The 14,438-nt window shown below is 43.3% G+C and carries 15 protein-coding genes; 8 read left to right on the top strand and 7 right to left on the bottom strand.

Features of this window, described 5'->3' with window-relative positions:
• Positions 1-29: 29 nt before the first annotated feature.
• Complete coding sequence (locus ET33_RS18030) at positions 30-845, top strand: DUF4097 family beta strand repeat-containing protein (RefSeq protein ID WP_036684686.1); 816 nt, start codon at positions 30-32, stop codon at positions 843-845.
• A 560-nt stretch (positions 846-1,405) separates the two neighbouring features.
• Here the strand turns inward: ET33_RS18030 and ET33_RS18025 are convergent.
• From ET33_RS18025 to ET33_RS18005, 5 genes are all read right to left on the bottom strand, one after another.
• The gene (locus ET33_RS18025) at positions 1,406-1,999 is read right to left on the bottom strand and encodes a hypothetical protein (protein WP_036684685.1); all 594 of its coding nucleotides are present in this window, start codon (positions 1,997-1,999) and stop codon (positions 1,406-1,408) included.
• A 435-nt stretch (positions 2,000-2,434) separates the two neighbouring features.
• Entirely contained in the window at positions 2,435-2,689 is a 255-nt protein-coding gene (locus tag ET33_RS18020; protein ID WP_036684684.1) for a hypothetical protein, read from the bottom strand.
• Between the two features lie 313 nt (positions 2,690-3,002).
• Entirely contained in the window at positions 3,003-3,242 is a 240-nt protein-coding gene (locus ET33_RS18015; protein ID WP_036684681.1) for a hypothetical protein, read from the bottom strand.
• A 226-nt stretch (positions 3,243-3,468) separates the two neighbouring features.
• The gene (locus ET33_RS18010; protein ID WP_036684679.1) at positions 3,469-4,044 is read right to left on the bottom strand and encodes a stalk domain-containing protein; all 576 of its coding nucleotides are present in this window, start codon (positions 4,042-4,044) and stop codon (positions 3,469-3,471) included.
• A 154-nt stretch (positions 4,045-4,198) separates the two neighbouring features.
• The gene (locus ET33_RS18005) at positions 4,199-5,359 is read right to left on the bottom strand and encodes a hypothetical protein (RefSeq protein WP_036684677.1); all 1,161 of its coding nucleotides are present in this window, start codon (positions 5,357-5,359) and stop codon (positions 4,199-4,201) included.
• A gap of 313 nt (positions 5,360-5,672) precedes the next feature.
• Here ET33_RS18005 and ET33_RS18000 point away from each other — a divergent pair, with 313 nt between their 5' ends.
• From ET33_RS18000 to ET33_RS36480, 3 genes are all read left to right on the top strand, one after another.
• Positions 5,673-6,950: a helix-turn-helix domain-containing protein gene (locus tag ET33_RS18000; RefSeq protein ID WP_036684675.1), complete on the top strand. Its 1,278-nt coding sequence runs from the start codon at positions 5,673-5,675 to the stop codon at positions 6,948-6,950.
• A gap of 21 nt (positions 6,951-6,971) precedes the next feature.
• Positions 6,972-7,103: a hypothetical protein gene (locus tag ET33_RS40275; RefSeq protein WP_268808325.1), complete on the top strand. Its 132-nt coding sequence runs from the start codon at positions 6,972-6,974 to the stop codon at positions 7,101-7,103.
• A 390-nt stretch (positions 7,104-7,493) separates the two neighbouring features.
• Positions 7,494-7,976 (top strand): AbrB/MazE/SpoVT family DNA-binding domain-containing protein, encoded by a 483-nt coding sequence (locus tag ET33_RS36480; protein WP_051775419.1) that lies wholly within the window; start codon positions 7,494-7,496, stop codon positions 7,974-7,976.
• Positions 7,977-8,189: 213 nt separating this feature from the next.
• Here the strand turns inward: ET33_RS36480 and ET33_RS17985 are convergent, their stop codons facing one another.
• On the bottom strand, positions 8,190-8,618 hold the full coding sequence (locus ET33_RS17985) for a MarR family winged helix-turn-helix transcriptional regulator (RefSeq protein WP_036684671.1): 429 nt from the start codon (positions 8,616-8,618) through the stop codon (positions 8,190-8,192).
• A 158-nt stretch (positions 8,619-8,776) separates the two neighbouring features.
• Here ET33_RS17985 and ET33_RS17980 point away from each other — a divergent pair, with 158 nt between their 5' ends.
• From ET33_RS17980 to ET33_RS17970, 3 genes are all read left to right on the top strand, one after another.
• Positions 8,777-10,087 (top strand): amidohydrolase family protein, encoded by a 1,311-nt coding sequence (locus ET33_RS17980; RefSeq protein WP_036684669.1) that lies wholly within the window; start codon positions 8,777-8,779, stop codon positions 10,085-10,087.
• Between the two features lie 202 nt (positions 10,088-10,289).
• Positions 10,290-10,868, top strand: coding sequence for a TetR/AcrR family transcriptional regulator (locus ET33_RS17975; RefSeq protein WP_036684667.1), 579 nt, complete (start codon positions 10,290-10,292; stop codon positions 10,866-10,868).
• On the top strand, positions 10,865-12,304 hold the full coding sequence (locus tag ET33_RS17970) for a serine hydrolase domain-containing protein (RefSeq protein ID WP_036684664.1): 1,440 nt from the start codon (positions 10,865-10,867) through the stop codon (positions 12,302-12,304). The genes ET33_RS17975 and ET33_RS17970 overlap by 4 nt, the downstream gene beginning before the upstream one ends.
• A gap of 34 nt (positions 12,305-12,338) precedes the next feature.
• Here the strand turns inward: ET33_RS17970 and uraA are convergent, their stop codons facing one another.
• A complete protein-coding gene (gene uraA / locus ET33_RS17965) occupies positions 12,339-13,613 on the bottom strand; it encodes a uracil permease (protein WP_036684662.1) in 1,275 nt (424 codons plus the stop codon).
• Positions 13,614-13,813: 200 nt separating this feature from the next.
• On the opposite strand from uraA, the gene ET33_RS17960 reads away from it, so the two are divergent.
• The gene (locus ET33_RS17960) at positions 13,814-14,434 is read left to right on the top strand and encodes a TetR/AcrR family transcriptional regulator (protein WP_258959098.1); all 621 of its coding nucleotides are present in this window, start codon (positions 13,814-13,816) and stop codon (positions 14,432-14,434) included.
• Positions 14,435-14,438 lie beyond the last annotated feature (4 nt).

Genomic DNA, 14,438 nt, shown 5'->3' with positions numbered 1-14,438 from the left:
TCTAATGCAGAAGAAAGGAAGATAAACATTTGAATAACAACATGAAGTTAGCTATGATTCTCCTGGTCGCTGCCAGTATCGTACTCGCTGGATGTACGAAAGAATCCTCCGTCACTAGTACACCAAGTTCGTCCCAGCAAAACTCTTCTATACCGACGAACATAAATGTAAATTCAGAAACATCGGACATTGGAGATGTATCGAATGCAGTACAAGGGGATATTTCTCAAATAGATGTAAATAACATTCATTCCCTAAAAATCAAGAGTAACGCTGCTACAGTTACAGTCATAGGCGACAAACAAATCAATCAAGCAGAATGGGAACTATCCAAGGGCAATTCAAAAGGAATGGATACCAACGTGACTACGTCGATCAAAGATGGAACATTATTGATTATGCTTAAACAGGAACAAAAGAAGAGCATAAATACGGGGCCATTGCCATCGTTAACAATCCGTCTTCCTTATAAAGACTTCAACTCCCTTGAAATAGATAACGGATTTGGCAACATATCCGTTGAGTCAGAATTGTCGGTCCAACACTTAAATGTGAGCAGCAGTGCCGGCAACATCACCGTAACGGATGTAATTGGCATGAAAAGCAGTAACATATCTACTAACCTTGGTAACGTCGAATTCGATCTACCTAATCAATCAGTACCTCTATATGTAAATCTATCAACAAAACTAGGAAAAATTGATAATCGAGTTTCTCTTGAAAAAGAAACAAATACCACAACGGTTGTTTCCAATGAACTTCATGGATATGTGGGTGAGGCTCAATCCGAGAGTGCAACGCTCAACATTTCCACACAGACGGGCGAAATTCTGTTCAAAAATTGAAAAGAGGCACAGTACTCGATATTGACTCATCAAGTACAGGAAAAGTGGATCTCGTAAACGAAAGTGGGAACCCCTTTGATCAATACAGGAAAATTGTAGGGAAGGAACGAGGCACCGTAATTATCAATCTATATGATGGTAGTCGTAATAATCCCATACTTAAAGGTAAAATCTACATTCACGTGGTTGAATAGTAACCATCAGAACCCCCGTCAGGGTATCGGCGGGGGATATTTTTTGTATGTAGGATTGCCCTCCCAGTGGGGGGAGTACCAGCGTAGCTGTCACCACCCGCAAGGATTAAATTGAGAATTTTGTTTATCACCACGTTATATTCGAATTGTGCGTCAGTAATGCCAGCTTCGAATAGCTACTGCTTTAATTTCAGTCGCTTATTGAAACTTATGAAGTTCGAATTGCTTATGTCATGTGTTTAATCTGGAGAGAGAGCAGTATGTGCGGGCAAACATCCTGTTTTTCAAAATAATAGAGGCTCGTAATAATTTTACGCTTACAAAATAAATGTAAACAGACGCAACTGATCAGATGTCAGTTGCGTCCTAACCACTATAATATTTTTCTAGAATATTAAGCACAGACTTTACTGCTTCTTTTGTAATAGTAGTTTTTGCTTTTGTTCTTGCATTTTGAGTAACAGTAACAATAAGATTTCTATATGTGTACGTCGCCATATCAGTTCTATCCAATAATTCAGGATCGGCTCCGTCATATCCAGAAGTCGACTCCCAAGCAACCAAGTTTTTTCCCATATCTACTGCTGTATAAGCAAATCGTACATATAACTGGACTGATTTATCGTTATTTTCAAATATAAATTGTTCTTGTGTTGGATTAAGATCACTAACTCCACCTCCAAGAGTTATTGTGTCTTTCTTGTTAAATGTAAAATCTCTTTCTATTAAAAAAATTGTCTTTATTGGTGGAGTTAAAGAGAAACCATTTATAACTATATTGTTTTTAACATCCTCCATTAATTTTGTGAAATCATCGTAGTTTGGTTTGTGTTCAATTTCTATATTGCTGCTGTTGGATGCTTTGCTTGGTGGTATTTGTTGATTAGCTTCATCCTGACAACCTACTAGACAGATGGAAATTATCAAACTGCTGATTAAAAGTAACGAACTCTTTCTCATAATGACCTCCATTACATAAAATTTACTTATAAATAAAATGTTACATCCTTGTAGAACTATAAATACAAGTTGCCTTGAAAATTTTCATTAGTTCTATCATTTCAAGCTGAGTATCTGCTTTAGGTTCGGAGAAATCGTCAGGAAACGTCTGTGTTTCTAATTCTTCTTGCAGCGCAGTAAATTGCTTCTAAATTTCACTTTTCGTCACGTCTGCTTTAATAAAGAGTGCAATTTTCAGGGTCAGTGTCTGCATTGCTGTCACCAGGGGAAAAGTAGAAGAATACTTAAATAGATCAAGAATTCTCTAACAGTATTTACTCGTGTCAATCGCACTTGGTGAATCAGCATTACTTAGTGTAAGCAGCCTGTTGAGAAACCCTCAACAGGGAGGGGAAGGCAGACCAAAGCCTGCCTTCCTTTTTTCATTTTCATTCATTACTTCGATTTTTGTTTATAAGTTCTTGTTCCAATCACAATTAATGCAATTGAGAGTAGGAAAATTGGAATTCCTGTATTAAGTTTCCCATAAAAAGAAGAAATTGCAGCCGCAAATATGATAAGGAATGTTATGCCTATCAATACCATGTCAGCTTTTTTTGGACTACTTCTTAGCACGAACTTCACACCAAGTACGATAATCAACGCAGACAATAAAAGAAATCCGATGATTAGCGCTGTTGTTCCAAACATGTTGCATCCCTCCTTTATTGTCATTATATTACATTAATTATTAGTTTGCGATCATGAGCGCTCCGGCCGACATAACAGCGGCGGTGATTGCTCCAGCCTGAGCACCGGGAACAAAGGCTAAGATTGCCGCAAGAAGCGCACACTTCCGGTCGCTCTTGTCCACAGGAAATTTTGATTTGAAGCCGCTTCGCAGCGGATATTTCCCGCGGACAAACGCGAACGCTATCGCTCCTCCAGTGCATACCCCGCCTCCGTATGCTTCTCTATTTCAGCCAAAAACCTCTTTCTCAACACTCTGACCCAACGAATAAGCTCATTTTTTGTCGAAATCATAAATCTCAGCAAGAATCAGATAAATAATTCCGACGATTAGAGTGATTATACTGTAAGTGGTTAAATTCCCCCCTACATAATCTAACCATTGTTTGAAAGAATCTGCGCCATAAACAGTGCTAGGTGATGATGTTGAATAAATGGATGCAGTTAAGTATTTGACTCCTGTAAGAAAAGCAGAAATAGCTAAAAGAATAACCCCAGCCGCTCTCCTGCTCATATTCATCACTTCCTTTCCTTAATACATAACAATACCATAATATTACTGATATTTAAAAAATCCCCACGCGTAAAGGTGGGGAAATAACAATTTTCTTAATTTGATGGAGGGGTAATATCAAAAACAGCAAAATGTACTCCAGTGGGTTTTTTTCATAAAAAAATCCCTCCCATTCTATTTCTAAAATACAAAAATGGGGCAAGCAATTTGCCCCATTCTCCTATGTCTATTTCGGGGTACGATAGTGTTTTCCCAATCTCCAAATTTCGTACTTAGTCGAAGCGTATTGTCGCAAGTCACCTTGTCCAACGGCTTCAAAATTGTTCATACCCTCATGAAAATAACCCTTGATAACAACAAAACCAATTTTAATCCCATTTTTATCAAAAAAGTTTATAGTCGATTCAAGATTATCGGTGTAGGGCATATCCAGTACGCCAGAAACTCTCGTTTGATCGGCCTCTTTCGTCATTATAAGATTGCCTAGACTTACACCGTCACCTTCAGAATTAATTTCCAATGTGCCTTTGCTTTTCATATACACTGTACCACTTTCTTGCTCGTATGCGACCACACCCCCTGTATTCTCTGCAACAAAACGAATTGGCACATATATGTGGTCTTTGTACATTATGGTGCCGTATTCTTCTCCAAGTTCTCTATTTGTCCCGTCAATGTTGTACTTAACCGAGGTCATCAAGAGAGCGCTAATCGTTTGGTTTATCGTGTCGCCAGCAAAAACGCCCAAACTGAAACCAAACAATGTTCCAAGACACACTAAAATAATCACAACTTTCTTCATACAATCTCTCCTTCTCATTTTATAAAAACAAGAAAAATAGTACATAAGCATTGTATTCAGTGTTGGATTTGTACAATAACCATTTATTATTTTTAAGGTTTTCAAAGGGAAATAACCTAGCTAAAGTTCATATCAACCCTAGCTAGGTTACATATTATGGCAAATTCAAATTAATGTCAACAGAGTAATCATAATCATAAGAATTTGGATTGTATTGCACAGTTCTTGCTTCATCATCAGTTCTTTTCTTATCCCGGTGGGCAGTGTAATTCGAGGTCCACAAGGTAGAAAAGTTATTGTTATAAAGGTAGGCATTTGAGAAACGACCTCCCCTTAAATACGATCCGTCCGTTAAATTCTTTACATTCTTAAATGCCAGCGAGAAACCAGATGACATTTCAATATTGTTTCCATTTTGATTAAATCCTCTCCCCGGCAACCAGTAGGAAACCCCCGAAATAGGATTATACGTAATAGGATCAAATGCATCAATTTGTACTTGACCATCAAAAGGAATCTTGTATACAAGATACACTTGGGAAGGAAGGTCTACTTGCCCACTAACCCAAAGGTCTTTAGTTTGATCTTCTTTGTCCTTTCCGCCATTTATGCAGAGTCTCCATCGGCCATCTTCCCAAAAAGCCCCCAAATCTACTCCATCAGGATAATCTCCTTCACCGCGTTTGTAAAAAATACCCGCCAATACATAAGGGACAACCCCCTTATAAGATGCAGAGTATACAGAAGGCAGTGTAACCATTGCTGAAACTTTAGAGAATCCTGTGTTTGCATCGATGTTAAAATAAGGTCCTGTATCAACGCAATGTTTTCCGGTCCATACTTTGCAAGACTCCAACGCCGCCTCAGTATTTTTTGAGGAAATCTTATTACGCGCATTGCTTGGCACCGCAATTGTATGTCCATTAGGAAGTGTAACTTCCCCATTCACCGCTTTTGCGAAATACATCTCTTTTGGGTCATATTTGCCTTGAGCCACCTCCTTCGCTCTCAAATTGGATCGAATTAATCCATTTGAAAGATTTGTCGCCTGTGTCATGTTCAGATTATTCACAGAAATCTCGCGGGCAACAACATCTACGTCATTTCCCAACTTTTGAATAATATCTTTAGGAAGCCCAAACGATTCGAGTTTTTCAATATCATTTTTTTTCTTCTCTGTAAGAACAATTGTGTCGTTAATAAACAAACTTTGTTCAGTTTCCTTTGGTGCATCAGCAGAGACAGAGCTTCCCGATAGACACAAAGTCAGCGCTAACGAGGCAGACAAAACGCTTTTTCTGATATTAACGGCCAAGAATAATCCCTCCAAATTGAGTGATTTTGAACAATGGTCGGCCGACTGTTTGTCCAAACATAATTTATCACAATGTTATAAAATATGGGATAGGAATTGGTGGCTATTTTTTGTTCTCATGATTAGTAGATATAAGCAAAGTACTTGCAGTGATTACCAAACAATCGCTTCTACTTTGTAAAAATTCATCGAATCGCTGTATTTCATGTAAGAATTAGACGATAATCGAAATAAACAGTTCATTGTAAGATGAAACTGACTTTGCTATAATTAACCAATGTAAAATTATAGAATAAAAAGGAAGATTATGTATATGGTTGATATTTTAAATCACAATAAAACCATCTCCGATATTATCTTCCAACTTAGAAAAGAGAAAAACTTGACATATGCAGAACTTGAGGAGTTAACGGGTGTGGGTAAACCTGTACTTCAAAAACTCGAAAAAGGATCGACCAAGCGTCCTGAATTTAAAACGGTCAAGGCAATCACAAGTGCTTTCCCCGAAGCTTACCAAGAACTGATAGAATGCTACATCACAATAGAAAATCGAACGGAAGTTTTATATGAAGTTCTGCAAGATGTATTATCAAGCGAGAAGAAGCCAGCGCTAGCTTCTAAAGTCGCGTTGCGGTTGCTTGAAAACCCTAGTAACGAAACGGAAGACTCTTTGCAACGACTTTATTACTTTACGCAAGAGGTTAGTGATTCTAGCCTAAGATTAGAACTGTATAACGTCATTGTGAAATATTCGAGAAAGCATGGCGTTATGAACTATATTGCGAAAGGCTTATTACAGAAGTATTTGATCGAACGAGCAGATTTCAAACGTATTGACCAATCATTCCAACAAGGACTAGAAATCGTGCATTATACTGATTTCTTAACTAACGATGAAAACGTAATCTATCACTATAGGATGGCTTTACATGCTTATGCTACAAAAAACTATAGGGAATGCATTGAATTTGCTGAAAACGGACTGGTGCTAGAAAGAATGCAATCGGAATTAAAGGCGAGAGTACACCTATCTATGATTAATTCCCATTTAGTATTGAAGAACTATAATAAAGTTGAAGAGTTATTAGATGTTTTTGAAAAATACGAGTACGATTTTGTTTACGAGGCGGCTAAAATTACACGGGGAATAACCAAAGCAAGAAAAGGGGAATATGATACTGCAATCCCTCAACTTGAAAATCTCCTTGAAAAATGTAGTCAGCAGTATCGTTTACATATAGTAGACGAGCTTTTGGAGATTTATTTAAAGATGGATAATTTGGATGCGTGCTCGAAACTTTTAGAAAAAGAGAATGAAATAATGAGTACGTGTCCTGATAGCCCTAATGCTTGCAGAGCGAAAGGGAAGTACCATCGACACAAAGGACATTATCAGTTAACTATTGGTGTAATTGATGAGGGAGTAAAGAGTTTCGCCAGTAGTCTGCAATATTTGAATAAGATTAATGCTTTTGAAGAAAAAGATGCTTGCATGCGCGAGTTTTTTTATTGTTTAACCAAAAATTCAATAATACTTAATAAGGAGTTTATGGATATAATTTATATTATGGCATATAATGTAAATGAATAAGCGTCAAGGAGGGAAAAGATTATGAAGAAAGCAATTTTTTTTTCCATTATTCTGTTTTTATCTTTGAGTGGCAGCTTTTACAATACCCCAACTTACCCCATAGAAAAGCAAACTCAAATTATGATGTATAGTGAAGTAGATCCGGGATATTAATTTCTTTATGTTGTATTTGCTGTTGCTGATTCGATAAATAGAATAGAACAAATGAACAGGCATATTTGCCTGTTTTTTTCTTTTTCAGAGTAAAATGTTTCTCATTTCTTGGATTAACTGGAAAATAAGAAAGATGATTTAGACTTATATTATAAAAAACGTTTTAGGAGGAGGAGCGGTGAATAGTCTAGTAGCAGATTGCAGCGACGAAATATTACATCACGATATGAAAGCCATCCTACAGAAAATGGACAGGGCAGTGCGACAAGGCGAAAGCTTAACGAGTGAATCGATGGTTCGATTGAGTCAACAATTAGATACATACGTTTTAATTGCTCAAATTCGAAAAATGCGGTGTGTGAGCTAGAAATCGTTATTTGAGGTGTGTTTATGCAAGAGGATAGAAGAACTGGAATTGTTAGAGTAGTGGACAATTTAGGAAGAATCGTAATTCCTACGGAACTTAGGCGTATGTTGAATCTTAATCCCGACGTTAAGACAGAGTATTTCTGCGATGACAAGAGAAAGGCGATTATGGTTTATAGATATCATTGCAATGAATGTTTGTTTTGTTCAGGTAAGGAACAAACCATTTACTTCAAAAAATTTTATATTTGTATGCCCTGTATTCAAGGCCTTCCGGCACTTCAAGTTTTCTTAGCGCGGGTAGAACGTGAACGAGCCAACGAGAAAAAAAAGATAAAAAAAATTACCGAAAGAAGAAAAGAACTATTGGATCGACTGCATAAAGCGATGAAGGAAAATCCGGAAGCTTCGCAGAGAAAAATAGCCGAAATCTTAGGAGTTTCACAATCATGGGTTAGTCAATTGATTAGGAACCAACCTATAGATGGGTCGGGTGTCGGGTGCTAAACACCATATAAAAGGAGTCCTGGATGTCGGTCCGGGGCTCCATTTATTTTCTCAAAAAATATGAGATTTTTTCGCAAATTGATTGCGACGCAACACCTTAATCAATCGTCGTAGTCACTATTGACCTTTTAATCTCCGCTTATTTGGACAATATTGCATAGCCTAATGAAACAAGGAACTCCAAGCGACCGTCGGGGTAGATTCCAACCCCAATTATAAGCGTTCATTAATTTTGATCAGCAATTCCTTTAAGGTTCGCTTCTCCTCTGCGGTAAGGGCTTGAACGATTTCGTCCTCCACGCATTGGAAGGAATCATTAAAGTCTTCAATCAATTCAACAGCTTTGGGCAAAACATATAGATTTTTTTGCCGTTCATTATTGGCAGGGATCTTGCGCTCGATAAATCCTCTTTTCTCAAGGCCCTGAAGCATGCTTGTAATACTGGCTCCTCGCACGTGAAACCGATCGGCAAGGTCCTTTTGAATAATATTTTTATCTTGGTTTTCGTAGATATAGTCGATTATTTTTCCTTGTTGAGCGTTTAGACCCAACTCTTTTATGCTCTCGTCCGCTCTTTTCTTTAACTTAAGGCCGATAATCTGAAACAAATCCAGATAAGGCGTATCCTTACGGGGCTTCATGATCGTACCTCCTCAAATTATTAGAAGGCTAACTGTCGGTAAATAGACTATACAGAAAACTAGCATACACGTCAAGAAAAACTTAGTTTATTGACAGTTAGTATTCTAACAATTATACTTCTAAGTGATAAAATACCACGCTAAGGAGGAATAAGAAAATGAAGAATGTAACTCAATACTCTCCGTTAGAAAAAGTGACTGCAATTACGAATGTGCGTATTTTCGATGGAGAAAAAGTGATCGAGTCAAGGAGTGTTGTCATCAAAGGGGAAACCATTATTGCGGTGGGCGGCGACATTCCGGCGAATGCAACTATCATCAATGCTGAGAATTCAACATTATTGCCCGGCTTGATTGATGCGCATGTCCACACTTCCATCGGTGGATTACGAGATGCATTAAATTTCGGCGTGACGACAGAACTCGAAATGAACGGTGATTTTACGGAAAGAGGGCGCGTGATCCAATTGAAAAATGTGGATGACGTCGCCGATGTCCGTTCCGCAGGCACGGCGATCACCGCTCCGGGTGGTCATCCGGATGAATTGCTGCCAGATGGGGATGAGATTCCAGAATTCGTATTAAAGGAATTGGAGAAGTTATCGAAGGAAGACCGGGAAGCTATGCTAGCCGCTTACGCCCACGATCACGAAGAAGTGCCGCAAGTAACGACGGTGGAAGAAGCGATCAAACATGTGCATACCCAGGTGGAGAATGGCGCCGACTATATAAAAATCATGATTGAAGAAGGAACAGTCATGGGTGCCCCTGGCCTGCCTGTTTTAAGCGACGAGATTCTAAAAGTAGCCGTGGAAGAAGCCCATAAGTTCGATAAAGTCGTTATCGCCCACGTCTTGACCGCTCATTCTTCGCAAACCGCCATCGATCTTGGAGTGGACGGATTGGGCCACCTGTTTATCGACAGGCCTGAGTATACGTCGGAGTTAGTGCAATCCATCGTCGATTCTGGCGCGTTTGTTACACCGTGCTTGGTGTTGAACTCATCCATTCTTGGGAACCCAGCATCGGAATTAGCGAATGACCCGCGTGTTTATTCCAAATTAAGTCCGGAATGGATCGATATTTTGAACTCTAGCTTCAATACTTTCCCGCAAGGGAAAATGGAAAATAGCTTTAAAAATGTGATGGATCTTCACAGTGCCGGAGTGGATATTCTGGTCGGGACGGATGTCGCCCCCGTTCCCGTTCCGAATCTTGGCGGCCTTGCTCATGGAGCCAGTGTACATCATGAATTGCAATTGCTGGTTACGGCCGGGTTCACTCCAATAGAAGCGCTTCAGTCGGCTACCTCGAAACCGGCCCGTCGGTTCGGTCTTCATGATCGTGGCCGTATTGCCGAAGGTGCGCGCGCTGACCTAGTACTGGTCAATGGCGATCCGACAACCAATATCTCGGATACCCTATCCATTAAAGCCGTATGGTTCAAAGGTGTGCAAAAACTAAGTTAATCATTTTTACTCGTCTTTGTAATTAAACTGCTCGTTAGTTCAGTAATAAAAAGCTCTACGTCGAAGCCTTGTGTTTGTATCCGTTATCGAAAAACAGGCAAGAGTTGACTAACAAGCCATCATGTAAACGTCCAACGATTGACATTATGCCGCACTGTCCTTATAATTTGGTTGGTTGACCAACTAAAAAAGGCGGGATCGGATGAGTACACAGGAGAAAAGACAACGATTAATCGACGCGGCTTATAAAGTATTCGTAAAAAAAGGGTACCTTAACGCATCGATCAAAGATATTGCAAGCGAGGCCGGAATGACGTCGGGGCTGGTTCATTATTATTTTAAAAATAAAGAGGAGCTGCTGCTTTCCGTACAGGAAGAGGTCCAACAACGTTACCACAAGCAATATGACGGGCAGCCGGATGAGGCCGCAACCCCCGAAGCCGTGCTGCTCGAAATCAAATCCAGAGCGGAAGACCATCCCGACTGGTACCGCTGGCGGTATGAACTGTATTCGCTTGGGATGAAAAGCGAGAGCGGTCTTCTGGAACGGGAAGTCGCGTCGATTCTCAAGAACGGAAGGGAGAGCCTTTCCGCGCCGCTGCAGCACTTGGTGGGCGATTCCGCTAACGGCTCCGCGCTTGCAAGTATCCTATTGGCCTGCTTCGACGGGCTGGCGCTTCAGAAAATCGTCGACAACGAGTTTGATCTTGACCGGTCATATCGATTGTTGATCGAGCTTCTTGAGCTTTATGTAAGCAAGAGCGAAGGGGAAAGCAGATGAAGAAAATAGTCATCAGTCTGTTCCTCTTCCTGCTCACGGCTCCTTCTCTTTCACTAGCGGCAGAAGAGCGTAATCGTGATACGGCCCGACAAATCGACGCATTGATGAACAAAGCGCTGGCGAAATATCATATTCCGGGGGCTTCGCTGGCGGTCGTGCATCGCGGGCAGACCATCTATCAAGAGAGCTGGGGGACCATGAGCGACGGGTCGGCCGTCACGGCGGACACGACTTTTCTGATCGGTTCGGTCAGCAAGCCGCTGACGGCGCTTGCCATGATGATGCTGGCGGAGGAAGGCAAGCTCAAGCTGGATGAACCGATCGAGACGTACATCCCTTGGTTCACGTATCAAACGGACAGCGGTAAATCGATAGCGGTACGCCATCTATTGGAGCAAACGAGCGGGATCGGCGCTTATGACGGCATGAAGGTAACGGACCGGGAAGATCGCGATCGGGAAAAGGGGATTGCGCAAGCGGCTGCAGAGCTGAGCGGGGTCAAGTTGGGCCATACTCCGGGCGAGGCCTACGAGTATAATTCGGCGAACTATTTGCTTTTGGGGGCTATTGTTGAGGCGGTATCGGGTCAGTCGTTCTCGGCATTTATGGATACCCGTATCTTTTCTCCTCTTGGCATGAACCGCACGGCCGCCGATTACGAAAGCGCGGTTAGAAAAGGATTCGTGCCCGGTTATCGTTCATGGTTCGGGAAGCCGGTGAAAGGCGAAGGGCTGTATGACCCATCAGGAGCGCCTTACGGCTATATGTCCTCAAGCTCGGCCGATCTGGCCAAATTCATCAAATTCATGCTGTACGGCGGAGAATTGATATCGGAACAAGGTCTGAAGCAATTACGAACGCCGCCGGAATCTAACAGACGCTACGGCCTGGGCTGGCACTTCCCGAGATCGGGGGAGAAGTATCCTTACCATACGGGGGCAACGCCGGAATACCGCTCGGAGCTGTTCATTATGCCTGAGCAGGATCTGGGTGCCGTTCTATTGATGAATAAATACCACGAGCTGGAAGCCGTCGCGTATTTAAGCATCATGGAGGGAATCCGCTCCATCATGAAGGGCGAGAATCCCCATTTGGCAGAAATGAACGACAGCACCCAGTGGTTGACGCTCGGGGTTGTCATCTTGTTTGCCGCGGTATCCGTACTCAGTTTCATCCGCCTGCAACGCAAAACGGCGATAAATCAACCGTTGTGGGTGTCAGTGGGAGTTCTCTCTCTGGTCCTTGCAGCCGCGCTTATTCCATTATTTACCTATAGTATGGGCGTCTCGTGGAGAACGGTCGGCCTATTCCTGCCGGACATCGAATTTCTCATGCAATGTCTGATCGCGGTATTGGCCGTGCACGGGCTAGTCATTTTCCTCTTCCTTGCCATGAAACGAAAACGGCAAATCAAAAGGGCCTGTCCGAAGGTCTAAGCAGACCTTACGGACAGCGCCCTTTGCGCGTTTCTTAATCCGTATCGTTCGACCACTTCAGCACATCGAACAACTTGAACACCAAGCTGAGCAAAATCGCCACAACCGTAGCAAGGGCCATACCCTTCAGCTCAAGATGCCCCCATTTGAACGCCGCCCCGCTTAGACCGACGACCAGCACAACCGTAGTCAGAATCAGGTTCGCAGGCTTCGAATAATCGACCTTCGTCTCGACCAGCATGCGGATGCCGGATGCGGCAATAACGCCGAACAGCAGCAGCGAAACGCCACCCATCACCGGGACGGGAATGGTTTGGATGAGCGCCGATAGCTTGCCGACGAAGGAAAGGACGATAGCCATGATCGCCGCCAGACCGACGATCCAGACGGAATAGACCCGGCTGATCGCCATGACGCCGATATTTTCCCCATACGTCGTATTGGGGGTGGAGCCTACCGCCGCGGAGATCACGGTGGAGACGCCGTTGCCGAGCAATGACCGGCTGAGTCCCGGGTCCTTGGACAGATCTTGGCCGACAATGTTGCCGGTCACAATCAGGTGGCCGATATGCTCGGCAATGACCACCAGCGCGGCAGGGGCAATAATGGCGATGCTCGTCCAATCCCAAGCCGGCGTATAGAAGGTTGGCAGCGTCAGCCAGCCTGCTGCGCCGACCGCCTCTTGGACATGCACAAGCCCGAGCACGCTGGACAGCACATAGCCAACGATGATGGCGATCAGGATCGGAATGATTTTGAGAATTCCGCGAAACAGCACCGACCCGAGCGTGCCGACCAGCATCGTGACCACAGAGACCGTGACGGTCGTGGCATCCGGGGACCAACCGGCGGGCGCGCCGTCCGGAGCGATGAAGCCGGCCATCTTGGAGGCCGTCGGAATGAGCTCGAGCCCGATCACCGCGACGATCGCCCCCATGGAAGCCGGAGGGAATACGACGTCGATCCAGGCCGTTCCCACATAACGGATCAGCAGGGCGACGATGATGAAGATGACGCCGACCACCAGGAAGCCGCCGATCGCGGCGTTGTACCCTTTTTGCCCCAGAACGACGAAAACGGGTGAGAGAAAGGCGAAGCTCGAGCCGAGGTAAGCAGGGATTTTCCCCTTGGTAATGAACAGGTACAGCAAGGTCCCGATGCCGTTCATCAACAGGATTGTGGCCGGGTCGACCTTGAACAGGATGGGCACAAGAACCGTGGACCCGAACATGGCGAACAGATGCTGCAGCCCCAGCGGCAAGCTCTTCCAGAAGGGCGGTCTCTCATGAACTTGGATGATTCGCGACATTGAAGTTCCCCTTTTGATCGTTTGAATTATTGTTATCTACCGTATTATAGTGCATGCACAGAGGCATGAAAAGCCGAATTTGCACAATCGCGTCGGCGAGGAGAGGCAGGGTAGAAAAGCTAGGCGATCAGACATATTGACCAGATGGTCAGCATATAATACAATGTTACTAACCAATTGGTCAGCAACGTGAAAAGGAAGTGAAGCATCTGCCTTTACAGCTGTATGAACGGGAAAAAATCCTCGAGGCCTGTTTGTCTGTCTTTGCGCGCCATGGATACAAGAACACTTCGACGGAGATGCTGGCGGAGGCGGCCGGTATTTCCAAGGCTTTGATCTTTCATCATTTCACCAGCAAAAAGAAGCTGTATTTCAGCCTGTTGGAGCATTGCTTTGAGAAGGTCAGGACGGCGGTGCAATTTGATGCGGTTTCGGAGCATGATGATTTTTTTGAAGTGATAGACAGACTTGGCCGCGTCAAGCTCGACTACTTTCGCAAGCATCCCGATGAATTGAAGTTGGTGTATGAGGCTTTTTATTCGCCGCCGAATGAATTAAAACAAGATATTGAGGAAAAGTATGGTCAAGCGATTACGGAGAGGAATCAAGCATTAGAGAAGTTATTTGAAGCGGTTCCCCTTCGGGAAGGGGTGGACCGGAAGCAGGCGTTCGAGCTGATTACGATGACAACGAAGCATTTCGAAAATAAGTTTTCTGCGGCGTTCTCGGATATCGGTGTGATGGATGACGAGGCGGCTGACCGCCTGTTCGATGAGATGAACCGTTTTTTTGGCATGATCCGATATGGAATTGCAGAGTAGAGGA

Source organism: Paenibacillus tyrphae (assembly GCF_000722545.1).
GTDB classification, from domain to species: Bacteria; Bacillota; Bacilli; order Paenibacillales; family NBRC-103111; genus Paenibacillus_G; species Paenibacillus_G tyrfis.
This window is presented reverse-complemented; position numbering and strand designations above follow the sequence as displayed.